This window comes from Agromyces sp. NPDC055661 (genome assembly GCF_053618135.1).
Genome location: NZ_JBSHHC010000001.1, coordinates 1627070 through 1646810, shown reverse-complemented (window position 1 = coordinate 1646810; position 19741 = coordinate 1627070). Strand labels below are relative to the sequence as shown.

The window sequence follows — 19741 nt, the reverse complement described above, 5'->3', positions numbered from 1 at the left end:
ACCCGGCCTCCCGGTTCACCCCGGCACCTCCGGTGCGCGAGGGCCCCCCGCGGGGGTCGTGACCGCCGCGTCATCGAGCGCGATCTCGAGCACGGCGCGGCGCGGCATCCGGCGCCCGATGACCCGCGACGCCTCGAACTCGGCGGCGCGGTCGGTGGCGAGCACGGCGTCGATGGCCGACTGGTAGGTGACGTACGAGCGCTGTTCGCGCAGGCCGGTGCGGGCACGCAGGGCCTCCGCGGCGCCGAGGAGGAATCCGGCGCGCTCGATGTCGCCGGTGATGGCGGCGCATGCAGCCAGCCCTTCGAGCGCGTACGCGTCGCCGTCCTCGTTGCGCAGGCCCACCGAGAGCTCCATGGCGCGGGTGAACAGCTCGGGGTGCGCCTCGCGCTTCGCGATCCCCGCCCATCCGATCTGGATGAGCGCGATGCGCTGGGCGAACCGGTCGCCTGCGCGTTCGGCGAGCTCACGCGCGCGCTCGAACCGCTCGACGGCGCGGGCCGGCTCGCCCCGGAAGTGCAGGATGCGCCCGAGCACGCACTCGAACAGGGAGAAGTAGGTGGTGTCGCGTCGGATGGCGTCCAGCTCCAGCGCCGCGCGCTGCCGCGCCTCGGCCCGGTCGAGGTCGGCCGGCGTGGCCGACATGTACGAGAGCGCCGCGATGGCGAGGGCCAACCCCTCGCCGAACTCGTCGCCGACCGAGCGGAATGCCGCGACGGCCTCCTCCATGGGCTCGGTCCGGATCTCCGAGTCCGGCTGCCACACCGCGACCCACGAGGAGAACGCGATCGCGATCGCCCGGGTGCGAGGCGAGAGCGCCCGGCCGGATCGGAGCACGATCTCCATCCAGTCCTTGACCTCCGGCAGCAGCCCCCGGATCCACCAGTACAGGTACAGGCGCCATACCGCATCGGCGACGACGTCCGCCTCGCCGATCGCGATGAGGTGGCGGAAGCCGGCTCGCACGTCGTCGCGTTCCGCCTCGATCCGGTCGAGGGCGACGGTCTGCGTCGCCCCGCGCAGCTGCAGCTCGGTCTCGGCGGCGAGCCGCACGTAGAACTCGGCGTGGGCGCGGCGCACCGTCGCGGCATCCGGATCGAGGTCGAACCGGGCCGACGCGATCTCGCGCACCGGCACCAGCATGGAGAAGAGCGGCACGCCGTGGTGCTCGTGCTGGCGCAGGAGGCTGCCGTCGACGAGCTCGAGCAGCAGGCCGAGCACGTCGGCGGCCCAGGGTTCGCCCTCGGTGACGGCCTCGACCGCATCGAGGCTGACGTCGCTGGCGAACACGCCGAGCCGTTCGAACAGCGCCCGCGCGCCGACCCCGAGCAGGTCGACGCTCCACTCGACCGTCGCCTGGATCGTGCGCTGGCGCTCCGGCAGGTCCCGCGCCGAGGTGACGAGCAGCGGGAGCACCCGGTCGAGCCGATCGAGCATGGCCGCGGGGGTGAGCGCCCGGATCCGCGCAGCCGCGAGCTCGATCGCGAGCGGCACGCCCTCGAGCGCCCGGCAGATCCGGGCGACGTCCGCGGCGTTGTCGTCGGTCACCTCGAACCGCGGATCCGCGGCGTTCGCGCGATCCCGGAACAGCCGCACCGCCGGCGCCTCGAGCACCTCGTGGAGGGTGACCTCATCGGGGTCGGGAGGCAGGCCGAGCGGTTCGACATCGAAGACCTGCTCGCCGCGCACCCGGAGCCGCTCCCGGCTCGTCACGATGAACGTCGCGCCCGGAAGGTCGGTGAGCAGCGAGACGACGTCGGGGGCGGCGTCGACGATCTGCTCGAAGTTGTCGAGGACGACGAGGTCTCGCCGCCCGGCGCGCGCGACGCCGAGCTGCTCGCTGAGTGGGCGGTCGCCGGTGTCGCGCACGCCGAGCTCCCGTGCGATCGCGGGAAGCAGCTCGCCGGGGTCGCGCACCTGCGCCAGCGCCACGAACGTCACCCGGTCGAACCGGGCATCGGCGTTGCGGGCCACCTCGATCGCGAGCCGGCTCTTGCCGATGCCGCCGGGTCCGACCAGGGTGACGAGGCGCTGTGCGTCCCGGCCGATCCAGTCGAGCAGCGTCGCGAGTTCGCGCTCGCGTCCGACCGCGTCGGAATAGGGCGCGGGCAGGCGGCCGACGGGCGCCGGCTCGGATGTCGACTCGGACGTGGACTCGGACGTGGGCTCCGAAGCGGCGTGCGACGCGTCGAACCGTTCGGCGAGGAGCGTGGCGAGATCGGTGGCCACGAGCTCTGCCAGCTCCTCCACCGTCGAGAACGGGGTGTACGAGGCCGTGTCGTCGTCGCGGACTCGCGCCACCAGGTCCGCGAGCCGCGCCTCGCGCTCCGCGGGCTGCTTCAGGTAGATGAGCTTCGGCATCTCGCGGGGCGCGAGGCGGTACTCGTCCTCGAGTCCCGAGATCTCCTCGCCCGGAGCGACCCACCCGTACTCCTGCCAGTACAGGGCGACGAACACGTCGCTCTGCTCGAGGTACGCGCGATACAGCTGGCGTGGCGGATGCGGACGCGCGCCGAGCTCGAACATCACGGGCGCGAGCTTCAGCCGCTCGATCGCGGCACGCGCGGCCCGTCGCTCGGGCTCGAGCTCCTTGAGCGTCGAGCTGACGAACACGCGCAGGCGCTGGTCGGGCGTGCGGATGCGCGGCCCGGAGCCCCCGTCGGTCACGGCACCACCGTCTCCGCCGGATCGAGCACGAGGTCGAGCACCGCGCGCCGCGGCATCCGTCGACCGCGCGCACGTGCCGACTCGAACTCGTCGGCTCGATCGGATGCGAGGACCCGGTCGACGATCGGCCGGTAGGTGAGGTCGGGTCGCTGGTCGACGAGGCCGGTGCGCAGGCGCACGGTCTCGCTCGCGCCGAGCAGCAGGCCGGCGCGCTCGATCTCGCCGACCGCCGCCGCGCAGGCGGCGAGGCCCTCGAGCGCGAAGCCCACGCCGTCCTCGTTGCCGAGCTGCAGCGACAGGTCGAGGTGCCGGGCGAACAGGTCGGGCCGTGGCTCGCCGTGACCGAGGCGCGCCCAGCCGCCGTTCGCGAGCGCGAGGCTCTCGACGAACACGTCGCCCATGCGCCGTGCGTCGTCGAGCACCGCGTCGAAGAGCTGGATCGCTCCCTCGGGGTCGCCGCGCAGGATGGTGAGGGCGCCCAGGTTGAGGCGGAACATCGCCTCGAACACGGGCTGCTCGGCCTCGGTGACGAGCTCGAGCGCCCGGCGCTGGAGCTTCTCGGCCCGCTCGAGGTCGGGCGGCGACAGCTTCGTCGAGGCGATGCTCAGCACCGTGAGCGCGCATCCCTCGCCGACGGGGTCGCTGACGGAGTGGAACAGCGCGACGCTCCACTCGATCGGGCCGAGCTCGACCTTCGACCCCGGCTGCGACAGCGAGACCCACGACGAGAGCCCGAGCGCGATGGCCCGGGTGCGCGTGCGCAGCGGGGCGCCCGTGCCGAGGATCTCGTCCATCCAGACCTTCGCCTCGGGCAGCTGGCTGCGGATCCACCAATAGAGGAAGAGCCGCCAGACCGCGTCGGCGACCTGGTCGACCGCGCCGATCCCGATGAGGTAGTGCGCCGCTGCGCGCAGGTTGTCGCGCTCGGCCTCGATGCGCGCGAGGCCGCCGGCCTGCGCGGAGCCCTGCAGCTGCGGCCCGATCTCGGCCGCCAGCCGGAGGTAGTGGTCGCCGAAGGCCCGTCGCGCCTTCGTGGCGCCCGGCTCGCGTTCGAACCGCCCGGCGGCGATCTCGCGCACCGGCACCAGCATCGAGAACAGGGGCACGCCGTGGTCGTCGTGCTGGCGCACGAGGCTGCCGTCGACGAGCTCGAGCAGCGTGCCGAGGAGGTCCTCGGCCCAGGCCTCGCCCCGCGTCACCGCCTCGATCGCGTCGAGGCTGAAGTCGCCCGCGAACACGCCGAGCCGCGCGAAGAGCCGCTGCGCCTCGTCGCTGAGCAGGTCGAGGCTCCAGGCGACGGTCGCCTCGATCGTGCGCTGCCGCTCGGGGATGTCGCGCGCGCCCGTGACGAGGAGCGGCAGCATCCGGTCGAGTCTGCCGAGCATCGCCGACGGCGTGAGCGCGCGGATGCGGGCGGCGGCGAGCTCGATCGCGAGCGGGACGCCCTCGAGCGCCCGGCAGATCCGCGCGATGCCCTCGGCGTTGTCGGGCGTGAGCTCGAACCGCGGATCCGCCGCGCGAGCGCGGTCGACGAACAGCCGGACCGCCGAGGCATCCCGGATCGCCTCGAACGACGCACGCATCGGATCGGGCGGCACGACCAGCGGCGCCACGTCGAAGACGCGCTCGCCGCGGACACGGAGCCGTGCGCGGCTCGTGACGAGGAACGACGCATCGGGCAGGTCGTTGAGGAGCTGGACCACGTCGGGCGCGGCGCCGAGCACCTGCTCGAAGCTGTCGAGCACGATGAGGTCGCGGCGACCCGCGCGGGCGACGCCGAGCTGCTCGCTCAGCGGCCGGTCGGAGGTGTCGCGCACGCCGAGCTCGCGCGCGATCGCAGGCACGACATCGCCCGGCTCGCGGAGGTGCTCGAGCAGCACGAAGGTCACGCGGTCGAACGGGTCGCCCGCGCTGCGCGCGACCTCGATCGCCAGTCGGCTCTTGCCGATGCCGCCGGGTCCGACGAGCGTGATGATGCGCCGGGCGTCGTCGGTGAGCCAGTCGAGCAGGGTTGCGACGTCCTGCTCGCGGCCGACGGCGTCGGTGTACGGCACCGGCAGGTGCTCCGCGGCGTCGACCGCCTCGAGCGGCTCGTGAGCGGCGACGGGCCCGCGCGACGCGTCGAAGCGCTCGGCGAGGAGCGTCGCGAGGTCGGCCTCCACGAGGTCGGCGAGCTCCTCGACGGTCGAGAACGGCGTGTACGACGCGGTGTCGTCGTCGCGGATCCGGCCGAGCAGCTCCGCGAGGCGCTCATCGCGCTCGGCCGGCTGCTTGATGTAGATGAGCTTCGGCATGTCGCGCGGCGCGAGCCGGTACTCGTCCTCGAGGCCCGAGATCTCCTCGTCGGGAGCGATCCAGCCGTAGTGCTGCCAGTAGATGCCCACGAAGACGTCGCTCTGCTCGAGGTACGCGCGGTAGAGCTGCTGCGGCGGGTGCGGCCGCGCGCCGAGCTCGAACATCACCGGCGCGAGCCGCAGCCGCTCGATCGCGGTCCGTGCGACCCTGCGCTCGGGCTCCAGCTCCTTCAGCGTCGAGCTCACGAACACCCGCAGTCGCTGGTCGGGCGTGCGGATCTGGGCCTCGGGCGCGCTGCCGCTCATGGCGAGACCCCCGGCCTCACCAGGGTGCATCCGCCTCGGCGCCCCATTCACACATTGTGAGGCGCGCCGGGGCCGTCGTCCACCACCCGAGCTGGGGATGTCGCGCACGGGGCGGTGGGTGGTCATGCGGCGTGGCACGCGAGCCCACTGCGAGCGGGGTGCGACGGTCAGCATCGCGCACCCCGCCCGCGTGGCTCAGCCGGCGACGCGCACGACGAGGGTCCCCCCATCGGTGGTGCCGGTCGAGTTCTCGAGCTCGACCGTGTACCGGTGCTCGCCCGGCGCTGCGTCCGTGATCGGGAACGCGACCACCCGATCCGAGGACGCCGAGCGGTACACCCGGCCGATGACCGAGCCGTGCTCGAGGAGACGCACCACGGTGGTGGGCGCGGCGCCCTTGCCGACCTTCACCTTGACGACGTAGTCGCCGTCGGCGTCCGGCCCGCGCTTGGGGCCCGTGAGCGCCGTCACCTCTGCGCTGGGCGGAGCCGACCTCGCGCCGTCGATCCCCGCCTCCCGGTACATCGCCCCGTGCAGCGGCGTCACCGTGAGCGATTCGACCGAGGCTCCGTCCCCCTCGGCCCAGAGCCCGATCGCGTCCGCGCCCGCGTTCGGGAACGCCTGGTCGGTGATCGTCGTGCGCCCATCGGCGGTGAACACCTCCACCGAGGCGCGGTCCACGTAGGCCGTGATCGCGATCCGACCATCCACGAGGGGAACGGGCGCGTCGTCGAGCGAGGCGAACGACGGGTGGAACGCGGTCGACCCCGAGTCGCGGCGGTCGACGAACAGGCGGCCGGATGCCGCGTCGTACCCGATGCGCGTCGCGGACTCGCCGTCGCCGAGCACGCTGATCCCGACCGCGTCGGCATCGCCCGGCGCGAGGACGGCGTCGATGCGCACCACGTCGCCGGCAACGGGAAGCGTCTCGGAGCCCGGTGCGATGGGCCCCGTGGCATGCGTGTAGGCGAGGTCGCGTTGCTCGAGCTGCGCGAACTCGGGCACGACCCGCTGCGCGAGCCTGGGCCCCTTCGGCGTCGTGACGAGCGAGACGTCGCGGGGGAGCGCCATCGCGCTGCGCCAGGTGCCGGTCGGGATGTCATTGGCATAGTCCCAGTCGTTCATCCAGCCGAGCATGACCCGACGGTCGTCGGGCGCGTTCGCGAACGACACGGTGGCGTAGTAGTCCCGGCCCCAGTCGAGCCATTCGTAGCCCTCGATGCGCGGCGCGGCCGGGGCATCCGCGAACATCACCTGGTCGACGAGCACGTGGCCCCAGCCGAACCGGTTGTTGTCCACGATGCGCACGGATGCCTCGCGACCGGCGTACTCCGCGACGTCCCAGCTCACCCAGTCGAGGCTCTCGCTGTTGCGCCCGGTCGCCGTGCGCACGACCTCGCCGTCGACGACGAGGCTCACGCTGGTCTCCTCGGATCGCGCCTGCGCGGGCTCAGCGCCGAGCACCAGGTGGTCGACGGTGAGGTGCCCCCAGCCGCCGGTGGCGTCGTCGTGCACCTGGAAACGCGCGTCGCGGCCCGCGAACTCCGCGACGTCCCACGACTGCCAGTTGAGCTGGCCCGCCTCAGGACCCGTGGCGGTGCGAACGACCTGGCCGTCGACGACCAGCCGCACCTCGAGCGTGCCGTTGAACCGCTTGCCGCCGCCGACGAGGAAGCTCAGGTGGTCCTCGCCCGGGCGGATCGTGAAGGCGGGCGAGGTGAGGTCGCCGAGGTTGTCGTCGCCCTTCGGGCCGCCCTCCCACGTGTTCAGGCGCTTCTGCCCGAGGTAGTAGTCGCCGCCCGCGGTCGACGGGTTGCGCCACGGCTCGGTCGCGAAGTCGCCCGTGACGTCCCACCCGCTGTCGGCGAGCGTCGTGCCGTCGGGGAGCTCGAAGCCGTCGAACAGCAGGCGGCCGGCGGGGGGCTCGTTGCCCAGCTGCGTTCCGTCGACGTGCGGGTGGCTGCCGCCGCCGACGAGCAGGTTGACGTAGGGCCGGTCGATCGTGAACGTCGGCGACGCGAGTGTGCCCACCGGCCAGTCGCCGTCGGCGAAGCCGTTCACGAGGCCGGCGCCGACGAAGCCCGAGACCGGGTTCTGGCCGGGGAGTGTCCCGGTGGCCGGGGCATCCGTCCACGGGCCGTTCCTCCAGTTGCCCGGCTCGTTGGCCACCGTCCAGCCCTCGTACGTGCCGCCGTCGAAGTCGGCGAAGACGTCACCAGGCGGCAGCGCGGCATCCGACACGGTGCTCTCGGAGGTGAAGGTGGTGCCGTCGAAGTCGCCCACGAAGTACTGGCCGCCCGAGCCGCCCGCGACCGACCCGGGGTTGAGGTTCACGACGAGCACCCACTTGGTGTTCGCCGGGTCGCCGTCGACCGCGAGGGGGAACAGGTCGGGGCACTCCCAGATGCCGCCGGTGGCGTTGGCGGGGCCGAAGTCGCTGAGGTGCGTCCAGGTCTTCAGGTCGTCGCTGCGGTAGAGCACGACCCGGTACTGCAGCGCCTCGACCGCGACCATGACCCAGTACGACTCGCCCGTCGCGGGGTTCGTGTAGCGGAACACCTTCGGGTCGCGGAAGTTCGCCGACCCTCGATCGAGGATGGGGTTGCCGGCGTACTTCGTCCACGTGGTGCCGCCATCGGTGCTGTAGGCGAGGGACTGCGCCTGCTTCCCCGCGAGCGTCGGATGCGCGGGCGTGTAGGCGCTCGTGTAGATCGCGACCATCGGCGGGTTCTCCGCCGTGCCGAGGCCGCTCGTGTTGTGCTCGTCGACCACGACCGAGCCCGAGAAGATGTCCTCGACCGCGCGGCCCTCATCGTCGAAGGTCTGGGGGATCGCGATCGGCTGCTCCTCCCAGTGCACGAGGTCGGTGCTCGTCGCGTGGCCCCAGCTCATGTTGCCCCAGCGGGTGCCGTAGGGGTTGTGCTGGAAGAACAGGTGCCACGTGCCGTCGTCGTACACGAGGCCGTTCGGATCGTTCATCCAGTTCCGCTCCGGCGAGAAGTGCAGGTACGGCCGGTACTGCTCGCTCGCCGGATCAGGTCCGTCGTCGGCCATGGCGGGCATGGTACCCGCCACGCCCATCGCGAGCGCGGCGACGGCCGCCGCCGCGACGGCCGCGCGCCATCGTGATTTCGTAGTCATAGTCTGGTTCGCCCTTCATCGCGCGAGTCACGTGTTCTGTGTGACATCGTTGTCAGTCAACGGCCGCGATGCTACGCAGTGTCCGCCGGACATTGCAAGGGCACCGGTGCCGTAGCCTCGACGCATGGACGCGGTCACCCGCCGGGCGCAGGTCGCGGATGCCCCGGGCATCGCGCGCGTGCACTGGGAGAGCCATCAGACGACCTACGTGCTGCCCGGGCGGGTCGCGCGCGACCGGGTCGAGGCGTGGACCATGCGGATCCGCATCTCGTCGTGGACCGCCAACCTCGCGATCGCCAACGACGTGTACCCGGTGCCCGAGGGCTTCCACCGCATGGAGATCTGGGTGGCCGAGGTCGACGACGAAGTGGTCGGCTGGGCGAACACGAGTCGGGGACGCGACGACGACCACCCTCGCGACCTCGAGCTCGAGGGCCTCTACGTGCTCGAGCGGCACCACGGCACCGGGGTCGGCCAGGCGCTGCTCGACGCGGCGATCGGGGAGCGGCCGGCCTACCTCTGGGTGCTCGCCGACAACCCGCGCGCCCAGGCGTTCTACCGCCGCAACGGGTTCGAGCCCGACGGCACCGAGAAGCTCGACGAGGAATGGGACGTCGCCGAGGTGCGCTACGTGCGCTGACGGACGCCACGTCCGCCGCGTCGGGCTCAGCTGGGGTAGACGGTCTCGTGGTCCGGGACGCGCAGCAGCGCCCCCTCGTGGCGCACCGTGGCGGCGGCGATCGTCATCGCCTCGCCCAGGGTCGCCGCCCAGGCATCCGCCGTCTGCGGCACGCCCTGCGTCGCGACGTGGTGCACGATCGCCGACAGCGTCGCGTCGCCGGCGCCCATGGTGTCGACGACCGGACCGGGCAGCGCCACGATGTCCGCGTGCACGACGTCGTCGCCGGCGTGCACGGTCGCGCCGTGCCGGCCAGCGGTGGCCAGGATCGCCGCGTCACCGCCGTCTCCGCGGAGGCGCTCCACGAATGCGTCCAACGTGTCGTCGAGGAGCAGCTCCGCGTCCTCGTCGCCGACCTTCACCAGCAGCGACCGCGCCGCGAAGGCCTCGAAGTTCGCGAGGAACCGCTCACGGTCGGCCATCATGCCCGACCGCGGGTTGCCGTCGACGATGAGCCGCTCGCCTGGACGCTCGATCGCCGCGACGATCGCGGCGACCTGCCCGTCGTCGTCGAACGGGTAGCAACTCACGACCACGAGGTCGGCGTCGTCGAGCGCGCCGCGGGTGGCGTCGTCGAAGCGCAGGGCGCGACGCTTCGCGGCCTCGTTGAACTCGTAGCGCGGCTCGCCGCCCTCGCTGCGATCGGAGACGGCACGCGAGGTGCCGTACGGCGACGGGCTCTCGACCAGGCGCACGCCGTAGTCGCGCAGGTAGGCACGGATGCGCTCGGCGGGCTCGTCGTCGCCGAGCATCGCGAGGAGCGTCACGTCCTCGCCGAGCAGGGCGAGGCCGACGGCCACGTTGAGCGCGGCACCGCCGACGAACTCTCGGGAGCCGTGCTCGTCGCGGAGCTCGTCGATGAGCGCGTCGCCGACGACGGCGACCCGCCTGGGCGGAGGTGTCGGGTCGGTCATGCGGTCAGCCTTCCTGGCGCGGCGGGAGCTCGCCCGAGCCGCGCTCGATCAGTCGGGTCGGCACGATCGTACGCGACGCCGGGGAGTGGTCGCCGTCGAGCCGGGCGAACACCCGCTCGGCCGCGATCCGCCCGATCGCCTGCGGGTCCTGCGCGACCACGGTGACGCCGGGCTCGAGCAGGTCGCCGAGCGGCACGTCGTCGAAGCCGACGAGCGCGGTGTCGTGCTGCCGGCCGAGCTCGCGCAGGGCGCGGATGACGCCGATCGTGACGAGGTTCTGGCTGCCGAAGATCGCCGTCGGCGGGTTCGACGAGTCGAACAGCGCCAGGGTCGCGGCACGTGCGGACTCCTCGTCGTGGAGCCCCTCGAGGACGGGCACGTCGCGAGTGGCGACCCCAGCTCGGCCCAGCTCTTCGAGGAAGCCGCGGCGGCGCTCGCGCGCCGTCTGGATGACGGGACGGTCGCCGACGTAGGCGAGGCGCCGGTGGCCGCGCTCGAGCAGGTGGCGGGTGGCGATCGCCGCGCCCTCGGCGTTGTCGCTGACGACCGCGTCGGACGTGATGCCGGCCGGCTCGCGGTCGACGAACACGACGGGCGTGCCGCGCCGGAGCTCGGGTGCGAGGTACGCCTGGCTCTGGGACACGGTCGTGAGGATGAGCCCGTCGACGCGGCGACGCAGGAACGCGTGGACGGCCTCCTGCTCGCGGTCGGGATCGTCGTCGAGGCTCGAGGCGAAGACCGCGACCCCGTGGCGGAGCGCCACGTCCTCGACGGCGCGGTGCACGGCGCCGGCGAACGGGTTGTCGACGCTGCCGACGAGCAGCCCGAGCGTCCTCGTGCGGCCGTCGGCCCTGCGGAGGTTTCCGGCGTGCAGGTCGGGCTGGTAGTCGAGCGTGCGCGCGGCCGCGGTGACCTTCGCGATCGTGGCCGCCGAGACGTTGGGCTCGCCGTTGATCACCCGCGAGACGGTCTTCACCCCGACGCCCGCGAGTGCGGCGACGTGCCGCATGGTGGGGCGGGATCTCGGGTCCGCCGCGGCGCCCGACGCGCGCAGCGGGGGACGTTCCGCCCCGCCTCCCGCCGCGTCCTCCGAGGCCGCCGGTGTCGCGTTTGACAACGATGTCACCTTCTGATCTCCAATGTGCAAGTTCGACTTGACTATACACACGGGCATGGTCTAGACCTAACGTGACATCGTTGTCAGGTCGGCAACGATCACCACACACCGGAGGAGATTCATCGATGAATCGCACAGCACCTGCGGCGTTCCGTCGCCGCATCATCACGGCCGGAGCGCTGACCGCCGCCGCCGCGCTCGCCTTCACCGGATGCGCCTCGGGCGGATCCGCATCGGGGGCCGACGCGGGCGGTGACGAGCCGATCGGCGTCTCGCTCATCGTCAAGACCACCAGCAACCCGTTCTTCGTCGCGATGCAGGACGGCGCGGAGGCCGCCGCCGAGGACCTCGGCGTCGAGCTCACGATGGCCGCCGGCAAGGAGGACGGCGACGAGGACACCCAGATCCAGGCGATCGAGAACGCCATCTCGAAGGGCGACGCGGGCATCCTCATCACCCCGAACGGTCCGGCCGTCGAGGACGCGCTGGTGAAGGCCCGCGACGCCGGCCTCTACGTCATCGCGCTCGACACCCCGCCCGCCGACCCCGACTCGGTCGACATCACCTTCGCGACCGACAACTTCCAGGCCGGCCAGGAGATCGGCAAGTGGACCGCGGCCAAGCTCGGCGGGGAGAAGGCCACGATCGCGCTCATCGACCTCTTCGACGACAAGGTCGTCTCGGTCGACTACAACCGCGACCAGGGCTTCCTCGACGGCATGGGCATCGACACCGCCGATGCCGAGGCCAACGGCGACGAGGCCTCGACCGGCACGTACAGCGGCGGCGACTACGAGATCGTCGGCAACGAGGCCTCGCAGGGCGCCGAGGACGGCGGCCGCACCGCCGCTGAGACGCTCCTGTCGAAGAACCCAGACATCAACGTCGTGTACACCATCAACGAGCCCGCGGCCTATGGCGCGTACGAAGCGTTCAAGGCGGCCGGCAAGACCGACGGCCTCATCGTCGTCTCGGTCGACGGCGGCTGCGCCGGCATCGACGCCGTGAAGGACGGCATCATCGGCGCGACCAGCCAGCAGTACCCGGTGAAGATGGCGGAGCTCGGCGTGCAGGCGATCTTCGACCTCGTCCAGTCGGGCACCGCGCCCGAGGTCACCGACGGCCTCGACTTCTACAACACCGGCGTCGCGCTCGTCACCGACGACACCCAGGACGGCGTCGAGTCGATCGACACGGCCGAGGGCGGCGAGATCTGCTGGGGCTGATCCCCGGCACCAGACCGTGAGGCGGTGCGGGTCGGGGGCGGATGTCGCGAGCGGGCCGAGCCCCGCGGCATCCGTTGCTCCCCGACCGGCCCGCACCGCCCCACCTCACCGCAACCAGAGACACGGAGAACCCACGTGAGTCAGCACACGACCCAGCCGGCGGCAGCCGGCAGCCCACCGCAGGGGGAGCCGCCGACGTCGGCGCTCGACCTGGCCGAGGAGTTCCTCGACCGCACCACGCCGCTCAGCCGCATCCGGAACACGCTGCACCGGTACCCCGCGATCAGCCCGGCGATCGTGCTCGTGCTCGCCGTGATCGTGTTCGGCCTGCTCAACGACCGCTTCCTGAACCCGGCGAACCTCTCGCTCATCACGCAGCAGGTCGCGGTGGTGGGCACGCTGGCCGTGGCCCAGACGCTCATCATCCTCACCGCGGGCATCGACCTCTCCGTCGGCGCGGTCATGGTGCTGAGCTCGATGGTCATCGCCCAGACCACGGTGCAGGCGGGGCTGCCGGCCCCGCTCGGCCTGTTCCTCGGACTCGTCGTGGGCCTCGGCGCGGGCGCGTTGAACGGCTTCCTCGTCACGAGGCTGAAGCTGCCGCCGTTCATCGTGACGCTCGGCACCCTCAACATCTTCGTCGCGCTGACGCTGCTCTACTCCGGCGGCGCCACCGTGCGCGGCGCCGAGATGCCCGAGCTGCTCACTTGGACGGGTGCGACCTTCAACGTGCTGGGCGTGAACTTCACGGTCGGCGTCATCATGATGCTGCTCCTGTACGTGGTCGTCGCGTTCATCCTCGCGAAGACCGCCTGGGGCCGGCACGTCTACGCCGTCGGCGACGATCCCGAGTCGGCGCGCCTCGCCGGCATCCGGGTGAATCGCGTGCTCATGAGCGTCTACCTCGCCGCCGGCGCGATCCTCGCGATCGGCGCGTGGATCCAGATCGGACGCACCAACGCCGCCTCGCCGAACGCGGGCGTCGACCTCAACCTCGACTCGATCACGGCCGTCGTGATCGGCGGCACGAGCCTCTTCGGCGGCCGCGGCACGGTGTGGGGCACGCTCCTCGGCGCCCTCATCGTCGGCGTCTTCCGCAACGGCCTCTCGCTCGCCGGACTCGACGTGCTCTGGCAGACCTTCGCGGTGGGCGTGCTCATCATCGTCGCCGTCTCCGTCGACCAGTGGATCCGAAAGGTACGCAAATGACCGACACCATCGCATCGGATGCCGCGGCCAACGCGCCCGGCGAGAGCCGCACGCCCATCCTCCGCGCCCGTCGGCTCGTCAAGACGTTCGGCCGTGTCGTCGGCCTCGACGGGGTGAGCCTCGAGCTGTACCCGGGTGAGGTGCTCGCCGTGATCGGCGACAACGGCGCGGGCAAGTCGACGCTCATCAAGTGCCTCACGGGCGCCGAGGTGCCCGACGAGGGCGAGATCTTCCTCGACGGCCGGCAGGTGCACTTCAAGCGCCCGCAGGACGCGCGTGCTGCCGGAATCGAGACGGTCTACCAGAACCTCGCGGTGTCGCCGGCGCTCGACGTGGCGTCCAACCTCTTCCTCGGTCGCGAGGAGCGAAGGAAGGGGCTGCTCGGCTCGGTGTTCCGCGTGGTCGACCAGAAGGGGATGCGGCACAAGGCGAAGGCCGAGCTGACCGCGCTCGGCATCTCGACCCTGCAGGACGTGACGGTTCCCGTCGAGAACCTGTCGGGAGGTCAACGGCAGGCCGTCGCGGTCGCCCGCGCCGCGGCCTTCGGCTCGAAGGTCGTGGTGCTCGACGAGCCGACGGCCGCGCTCGGCGTGCGCGAGTCCAACCAGGTGCTCGAGCTCATCCGGAACCTGCGCGACCGGGGGATCCCCGTGATCCTCATCTCGCACAACATGCCGCACGTGTTCGACGTGGCCGATCGCATCCACGTGCAGCGGCTCGGCAAGCGCGCGGCGACGATCACGCCGCAGACCCACTCGATGACCGACGCCGTCGCGATCATGACGGGTGCGGCGCGCGCATGAGCTGGTCGAGTGAGGAGGGCCGCGTCGAGCTCCTCGCGCGCTTCACGGCGCGGCCCGGGTGCGAGGAGGAGGTCGCCGCGCTCCTCCTCGCCCTCACCGCGAAGGTTCGTGAGGAGCCCGGATGCCTCGCCTTCGAGCCGTACCGGGCGGCTCTGCCCCCCGCCGGCGCAGCGGTGACGGCCGGACCCGAGCGAGCCGGCGCGGCCTTCACGGTGCTCGAGGCGTATCGCGACGAGGCGGCGTTCGCCGAACACCTCGCCGCGCCGTACGGCGCCGAGTTCAATGCGGCGCTCGGGCCGCTGATCGTCGAGGACGGCTCCGTCCTCACGTTCATCTCGCCGCTCTCCTGACCAGTGGTCGCGACCGCGGGGTCCGACCCGAGCGGGTACGGTGGGGAGGACCTCGAGGAGCACCATGAGACCCGGACCCCGGCGCAGCATCAGCCAGGCCGACATCGTCGACGCCGCGTTCGAGCTCCTCGAGCAGAAGGGCATGGCGGCCGTGTCGGTGCGCGGCGTCGCCGCCTCCCTCGGGCTCACGCCCACCGCGATGTACACCTACTTCCCGTCGAAGAACGCGCTGCTGCGGGCGATGGTCGAGCAGCTCCTGTCGACGATCGACCTCGCCGCGGCATCCGATGCCGACGTCGCCTGGCGCGACCGCGTGCATGCGCTCGCCAGGGCCCTGCTCGACCGGCTCGCCGAGCACGCGGGATCGCTCGTGCTCGTCACGAGCGGACCGCTCGACGGCAAGCACGCGCTCGGCCTCAACGAGGCGCTCATCGCGGGCTTCGCCGGCGAGGGGATGCCGCACGCCGAGGCCGCTCGCGCCGCTGTCGCCGTGCGCGCCTACGTGCTCGGCGTCGCCGCACTCGAGGCCGCGGAGCGGGCGGGCCGCGAGACGCCCGACGACTCGGCCTCCGGGACCCTGTGGTCGGATGCCGCCGCGTTCCCGCTCACCGAGGCGACGACGGATGCCGCGGGGGACGGCTTCACGTGGGGGCTCGACCGGCTGCTCGACGGGTTCGACCGCCGCGCCGCCTGACGCGGCCCGCTCGACGCGGCCGTGGCGGCCGCACCGCATGCGGCAACGCGCGCACCGTGCCACCGTGCCGTCGCACGCGCCGCCGATGAACCCGGAAACGCGGCGAGGCGCCGACCCCGAAGGGCCGACGCCTCGCCGGTGCATCCGGTCAGCTCACTCTGCGCTCGGCGGGGTGACGCTGATCAGTGCGGCGCGGTTGTCGTCCATGGACTTCTTGACCTGGATGGCGGTGCCGTAGCCGACACCCGAGTCCGCCGGGTTGCCCGAGCCGAACGGCCCGAGTCCGATGTCGAGACCGTCGTAGGCCGGCAGGCGGTTGCCCTGCAGGTCGTACAGCGGGGTCGTGTACAGCGCGTTGCCGACCGACGGCACGACGGTCGAGGCGTCGCGGTCGCGGTAGAACAGCGCACCGTCGGACTCGCGCAGCGCGAACCCGGGCACCCAGCCCTGGTCATCGGTGAAGGTGCTCACCGGGTCGAGGGCCTTGATGTCGGTGCAGAACTCCGTGAGCGCCGCGTTGGTGAAGCACTCCCGGAAGGGGTGCGTCTTCGTGAGGCCGAACGCCGCGTTCGACGACTGCGCACGCGAGGGCATCACGTTGAGCGTCGACGGGTCGGCGTCGGCCGCCGCGCCCGTGCGCTGCAGCGGGTTGAAGTGGCTGTCGACGATCAGCAGGCCGCCCTTGGCGCCGTAGCTGGGCAGCGCCGTCTCGTTGGCGGTGATCTGGTTCGAGCTGCCGTAGGTGGTGTCGCGGTACCAGATCAGCGCGCCGGGCGCGTTGTAGGCCAGCTTCTCCACCTTCCACGCGTCGACGCTGTACGTCGAGTTGTAGGCGTACTTCAGGCCCTCGTCGAACCCGTCGAAGTTGCGCCACTCGACCAGGTAGTACTGCGCCTTGATCGAGGTGCCGGTGTCGACGCGCCAGCCGGGGCCGGTCGTCGTCGTGAACGAGGCGACCTGGGGCGTCCAGCCGTTGTCGCCGTTCTCGACGTCGTCGCTCCACACCGTGGTGGCGCCGCTGGTCAGCGCGAAGTCGTCGCTGAACCAGCCGCGGTCCTGGTACGCCGCGTCGGTGGCGAGGCGCAGGCGGACCTGGATGTTCTGGCCGGCGTAGGCCGAGAGGTCGACGTACTGATGGGCCCAGCCGTGCGAGTCACCCGTGAGGCCGTACTTCTTGTTGCCGTAGTCCGCCATGCGACCGTTCGGGTCGGCGTAGCCGTCGGGCGTCGAGACCTCCGTGCCGTCCTCGCCGCGGACCTTCAGCTCGGTCCAGTCGGCGCCGCCGTTGGTCGAGACCTCGACGAAGCCGTAATCCCAGTCGGACTCGATGACGAAGTTGTTCCACATCCAGAACTTGGCGTCGGCGGGGACGTTCGAGATCGAGCGGCCCAGGCGCAGGTCGGCCCAGTCCTGGTCGGCGCCCGTGTACCACATCTTCTCGCCGCTGTGCGGCTCGGCCAGGGTCACCACCTTGTCGGGCAGGTTGACCTTGATGCCGTCCTGCGTTCCCTTCTTCGGACGCGAGGTCTGGCCGACCTTGACGGTGGAGGGTGCGTCGCCCGGGTTCACCTCGACGGGGTCGACCCAGCCGAGCACCCACTTGTCCCAGATGCCCATGTGGGTCGGCATCGACTGGAAGATCGGGCCCGAGTGCGAGCCGGAGCTCATGAGGTCCCAGAAGTCGACGTCGGAGCTCGCCGCGTTCGACGTGTCGTACAGGTCGGGCAGGCCGAGGTCGTGGCCGTACTCGTGCGCGAACACGCCGACGCCCGAGTCCTCGGGCTGCACGATGTAGTTCGACAGCTTGAGGTTCGTGCCGGGGATGTCGGCGCCGCCGGCCACGGCCGACGAGTGCGCCCAGATGGCGTAGGTGCTCTCCGCGCCGCCGCCGCCGGACTTGTCCTCACCGGCGTGCACGAGCACCACGTGGTCGATCACGCCGTCGGGCTCGAGCACGTTGCCGTCGCCGTCGCGGTCGCCCTGGTCCTCGATGTCGTAGTCGGCCCACGGGAAGTTCGGCTGCGCCTTCGCGAGCGCCGCCACCGCGTCGATGGGCAGCTGACCGGGACCGAGCGGGTTGTCGGGGTGGCCCTGCATGTCCTGGATCGCGCCGGCCTCGTACTGGCCCTGCTCGTTCTTGAAGCAGAGGCTCGCGCCGTAGTACGCCTCGGAGTGCGGGACGGTCACCCACGGGGTGGCCGAGCCGTGCACCGTGTAGGCGTTGCGCGACATCTCCTCGTACATGTTCTTCATGGTGTAGCCCGAGATGTCGAAGCCGGGCTTGCCGTCGGGACCGGTGAGGTCGGTGCGCACGCGCTCCGTGATGCCCTCGTCGGTGAAGAGCATCTTGTTGTAGTGCTCGGAGGAGAAGTCCGGCACCCACATCGAGTTGTTGTCCTCGAGGTCGTAGCTGGCCGGGTCGGGGATGTTGTTGTGGAGCGGGCCGTTCTGCACCGATCCGGGCTTGCACTCCGTGGAGCCGAACGCGGTCGGCACGTAGGAGTTCGTGAAGTCGTCGTTCGCGTTCTCGTCGAACTCCACCAGGATGGTCAGCAGCTTCGCCTCCTGCGTCGTCTTCGACTGCTTGAGCTGCTTCTGCTTGATCTGCTTCGGGCTCTTGCCCGACTCGACCGACTTGGCCTCGAGCTTCGCGAGCCCGTTGGCCGCGACCGGGTTGCCCTGGCCGAACTTGCGGTCGAGCGCGTCCGCCTTCTCGATGGCGGCCTGCGTCGCCTCGGTGCCCTGAGCGGATGCCCCGCCCGTGATGGACCCCGCGACGGCCTCCTGGTCGACGCCGAAGGCCTCCTCCGCGCGCGGCGCGACGTAGTTCATGTAGTACTCGTCGTCGCCGATCACCGGCGCCGAGATGTGCGATGGCGCGGCGTTCGCCGTGGACGTGCCCAGGGTCGCCAGACCGGCGGCCGCGAGCGCGAGCACGGGGATCGTCGCCACCGCACGCCTGCGGGCGCGAGTGGTGTTTCCGAACATGCTTCTCCCTCCAGGTGCCCCGGGGGATGACCCTCGAGACACGAAACAACGTCCGCCGGGTAGACGAACGTAAGCGGAATCCTGCACTGCCACACCGCCCTATGGAAGGGCCTTCCGAAATCTGTGGAGAGCCTGCGCAGTTCCATTGCGCGAGCGTGCACGAATCCGGCGAAACACCCTCGAACGGGTCACGGATTCGCAGTAGGCGAGGGGTCCTCAGCTGCGGACGGCGCGACGTGAACACGGCGTAACAGAATCCGGCGGGTGCTGGCCGATGTCGCCGGGCGGACGTAGCCTGAGCCGGTGCCGCAGATGCGGCCGGCAGTGGGGAGGCGGCGATGAGCGACGACACGGGTCCGACCCTGGCGGACTGGGAGCTGGCCGAGATCGAGCGCGCGAACGCGTCCGATCTCACGCCCGTCGTGTTCGTGCACGGGCTGTGGCTGCTCTCGAGCAGCTGGCAGCCGTGGCGCGACCTGTTCGAGGACAACGGCTTCATCACGCTGGCTCCAGGCTGGCCCGACGACCCGGCCACCGTCGCCGAGGCCCGTGAGCATCCCGAGGTGTTCGCCCGCAAGATGGTGCAGCAGGTCACCGACCACTACCTCGACGCCATCTCCCGGCTCGACCAGGCGCCCGTCGTCATCGGCCACTCCTTCGGCGGACTCATCGCCCAGAAGATCGCGGGCGAGGGCGCCGCGGCCGCTACGGTGGCGATCGACAACGCGCCGTTCAGGGGCGTACTGCCGCTGCCCGCCTCGTCCCTCAAGTCGGCGGCCCCGGTGCTGTCGAACCCGGCGAACGCGAAGCGCGGCGTCGCACTGACGTTCGAGCAGTTCCAGTACGGCTGGGCGAACGCGCTCGACGAGGCCGAGGCCCGTCACCTCTACGACACGTTCCACGTCCCGGCGGCCGGCGCGCCGCTGTTCCAGGCCGCGTTCGCGAACTTCAACCCCTTCGGCGGCGAGACCGCCGTCGACTCGAAGAACCCCGAGCGCGGGCCGATGCTCATCATCGGCGGCGAGGAGGACCACACCGTGGCGCCCGCGATCTCGCACGCGAGCTACCGGATCCAGTCGAGGAACCCCGGCACGACCGAGGAGATCGTCATGCCGGGGCGCGGGCACTCGCTCACGATCGACTCGGGGTGGCGGGCGGTCGCCGACGAGGCGCTGGCGTTCGTGCAGCGGTTCATCCAGTAGTCACAGGAGGGGATGACGCGGCACTGGTCGGGGGGGGGCGGGGGCCCCCCCCACCCCCCCCCCCCCCCCCGCCCCCGACGCTAGGTGGGGGGGGGGGGTTGGGGGGTGGGGGGTAAAGGGGTAGGGGGGGCGGGGGCCCGGGGGGGGAGAC

General features: G+C 71.6%; 13 protein-coding genes. 7 read left to right on the top strand and 6 right to left on the bottom strand.

Features of this window, described 5'->3' with window-relative positions:
• Positions 1–15: 15 nt before the first annotated feature.
• From ACWGO8_RS07465 to ACWGO8_RS07455, 3 genes are all read right to left on the bottom strand, one after another.
• The gene (locus tag ACWGO8_RS07465; protein WP_452042457.1) at positions 16–2667 is read right to left on the bottom strand and encodes an ATP-binding protein; all 2652 of its coding nucleotides are present in this window, start codon (positions 2665–2667) and stop codon (positions 16–18) included.
• Positions 2664–5267 carry an ATP-binding protein gene (locus ACWGO8_RS07460; RefSeq protein ID WP_452042456.1) on the bottom strand — a complete coding sequence of 868 codons (2604 nt, stop codon included), beginning with the start codon at positions 5265–5267 and terminating at the stop codon, positions 2664–2666. Before ACWGO8_RS07460 ends, ACWGO8_RS07465 begins: the two co-directional genes overlap by 4 nt.
• Positions 5268–5462: 195 nt before the next feature.
• Positions 5463–8321, bottom strand: a complete 2859-nt coding sequence (locus ACWGO8_RS07455) for a GH32 C-terminal domain-containing protein (protein ID WP_452042455.1) — start codon at positions 8319–8321, stop codon at positions 5463–5465.
• A 211-nt stretch (positions 8322–8532) separates the two neighbouring features.
• On the opposite strand from ACWGO8_RS07455, the gene ACWGO8_RS07450 reads away from it, so the two are divergent.
• Positions 8533–9048 (top strand): N-acetyltransferase family protein, encoded by a 516-nt coding sequence (locus tag ACWGO8_RS07450; RefSeq protein WP_452042454.1) that lies wholly within the window; start codon positions 8533–8535, stop codon positions 9046–9048.
• A 26-nt stretch (positions 9049–9074) separates the two neighbouring features.
• On the opposite strand, the gene ACWGO8_RS07445 is transcribed toward ACWGO8_RS07450, so the two are convergent.
• Together ACWGO8_RS07445 and ACWGO8_RS07440 are read right to left on the bottom strand one after the other, a co-directional pair.
• Entirely contained in the window at positions 9075–10001 is a 927-nt protein-coding gene (locus ACWGO8_RS07445; RefSeq protein WP_452042453.1) for a carbohydrate kinase family protein, read from the bottom strand.
• 4 nt (positions 10002–10005) lie between these two features.
• A complete protein-coding gene (locus ACWGO8_RS07440; RefSeq protein WP_452042452.1) occupies positions 10006–11010 on the bottom strand; it encodes a LacI family DNA-binding transcriptional regulator in 1005 nt (334 codons plus the stop codon).
• 233 nt (positions 11011–11243) lie between these two features.
• On the opposite strand from ACWGO8_RS07440, the gene ACWGO8_RS07435 reads away from it, so the two are divergent.
• From ACWGO8_RS07435 to ACWGO8_RS07415, 5 genes are all read left to right on the top strand, one after another.
• Positions 11244–12344, top strand: coding sequence for a substrate-binding domain-containing protein (locus ACWGO8_RS07435; RefSeq protein WP_452042451.1), 1101 nt, complete (start codon positions 11244–11246; stop codon positions 12342–12344).
• A gap of 135 nt (positions 12345–12479) precedes the next feature.
• Complete coding sequence (locus ACWGO8_RS07430) at positions 12480–13553, top strand: ABC transporter permease (RefSeq protein ID WP_452042450.1); 1074 nt, start codon at positions 12480–12482, stop codon at positions 13551–13553.
• Positions 13550–14356 (top strand): ATP-binding cassette domain-containing protein, encoded by an 807-nt coding sequence (locus ACWGO8_RS07425; RefSeq protein WP_452042449.1) that lies wholly within the window; start codon positions 13550–13552, stop codon positions 14354–14356. Before ACWGO8_RS07430 ends, ACWGO8_RS07425 begins: the two co-directional genes overlap by 4 nt.
• The gene (locus tag ACWGO8_RS07420) at positions 14353–14706 is read left to right on the top strand and encodes a putative quinol monooxygenase (protein WP_452042448.1); all 354 of its coding nucleotides are present in this window, start codon (positions 14353–14355) and stop codon (positions 14704–14706) included. The genes ACWGO8_RS07425 and ACWGO8_RS07420 overlap by 4 nt, the downstream gene beginning before the upstream one ends.
• A 64-nt stretch (positions 14707–14770) precedes the next feature.
• Positions 14771–15400, top strand: a complete 630-nt coding sequence (locus tag ACWGO8_RS07415; RefSeq protein ID WP_452042447.1) for a TetR/AcrR family transcriptional regulator — start codon at positions 14771–14773, stop codon at positions 15398–15400.
• A gap of 153 nt (positions 15401–15553) precedes the next feature.
• Here the strand turns inward: ACWGO8_RS07415 and ACWGO8_RS07410 are convergent, their stop codons facing one another.
• Positions 15554–18388: an immune inhibitor A domain-containing protein gene (locus tag ACWGO8_RS07410; protein WP_452042446.1), complete on the bottom strand. Its 2835-nt coding sequence runs from the start codon at positions 18386–18388 to the stop codon at positions 15554–15556.
• A 338-nt stretch (positions 18389–18726) separates the two neighbouring features.
• Here ACWGO8_RS07410 and ACWGO8_RS07405 point away from each other — a divergent pair, with 338 nt between their 5' ends.
• Positions 18727–19590, top strand: coding sequence for an alpha/beta hydrolase (locus ACWGO8_RS07405; RefSeq protein WP_452042445.1), 864 nt, complete (start codon positions 18727–18729; stop codon positions 19588–19590).
• Positions 19591–19741 lie beyond the last annotated feature (151 nt).

What these genes read in the sequence shown, in the direction of transcription:
- ACWGO8_RS07460 (WP_452042456.1), bottom strand. Translation starts at nt 5,267, where the DNA reads ATGAGCGGCAGCGCGCCCGAGGCCCAGATCCGCACGCCCGACCAGCGA.
- ACWGO8_RS07455 (WP_452042455.1), bottom strand. Translation starts at nt 8,321, where the DNA reads ATGGCCGACGACGGACCTGATCCGGCGAGCGAGCAGTACCGGCCGTAC.
- ACWGO8_RS07450 (WP_452042454.1), top strand. Translation starts at nt 8,533, where the DNA reads ATGGACGCGGTCACCCGCCGGGCGCAGGTCGCGGATGCCCCGGGCATC.
- ACWGO8_RS07445 (WP_452042453.1), bottom strand. Translation starts at nt 10,001, where the DNA reads ATGACCGACCCGACACCTCCGCCCAGGCGGGTCGCCGTCGTCGGCGAC.
- ACWGO8_RS07440 (WP_452042452.1), bottom strand. Translation starts at nt 11,010, where the DNA reads ATGCGGCACGTCGCCGCACTCGCGGGCGTCGGGGTGAAGACCGTCTCG.
- ACWGO8_RS07435 (WP_452042451.1), top strand. Translation starts at nt 11,244, where the DNA reads ATGAATCGCACAGCACCTGCGGCGTTCCGTCGCCGCATCATCACGGCC.
- ACWGO8_RS07425 (WP_452042449.1), top strand. Translation starts at nt 13,550, where the DNA reads ATGACCGACACCATCGCATCGGATGCCGCGGCCAACGCGCCCGGCGAG.
- ACWGO8_RS07420 (WP_452042448.1), top strand. Translation starts at nt 14,353, where the DNA reads ATGAGCTGGTCGAGTGAGGAGGGCCGCGTCGAGCTCCTCGCGCGCTTC.
- ACWGO8_RS07415 (WP_452042447.1), top strand. Translation starts at nt 14,771, where the DNA reads ATGAGACCCGGACCCCGGCGCAGCATCAGCCAGGCCGACATCGTCGAC.
- ACWGO8_RS07410 (WP_452042446.1), bottom strand. Translation starts at nt 18,388, where the DNA reads ATGTTCGGAAACACCACTCGCGCCCGCAGGCGTGCGGTGGCGACGATC.
- ACWGO8_RS07405 (WP_452042445.1), top strand. Translation starts at nt 18,727, where the DNA reads ATGAGCGACGACACGGGTCCGACCCTGGCGGACTGGGAGCTGGCCGAG.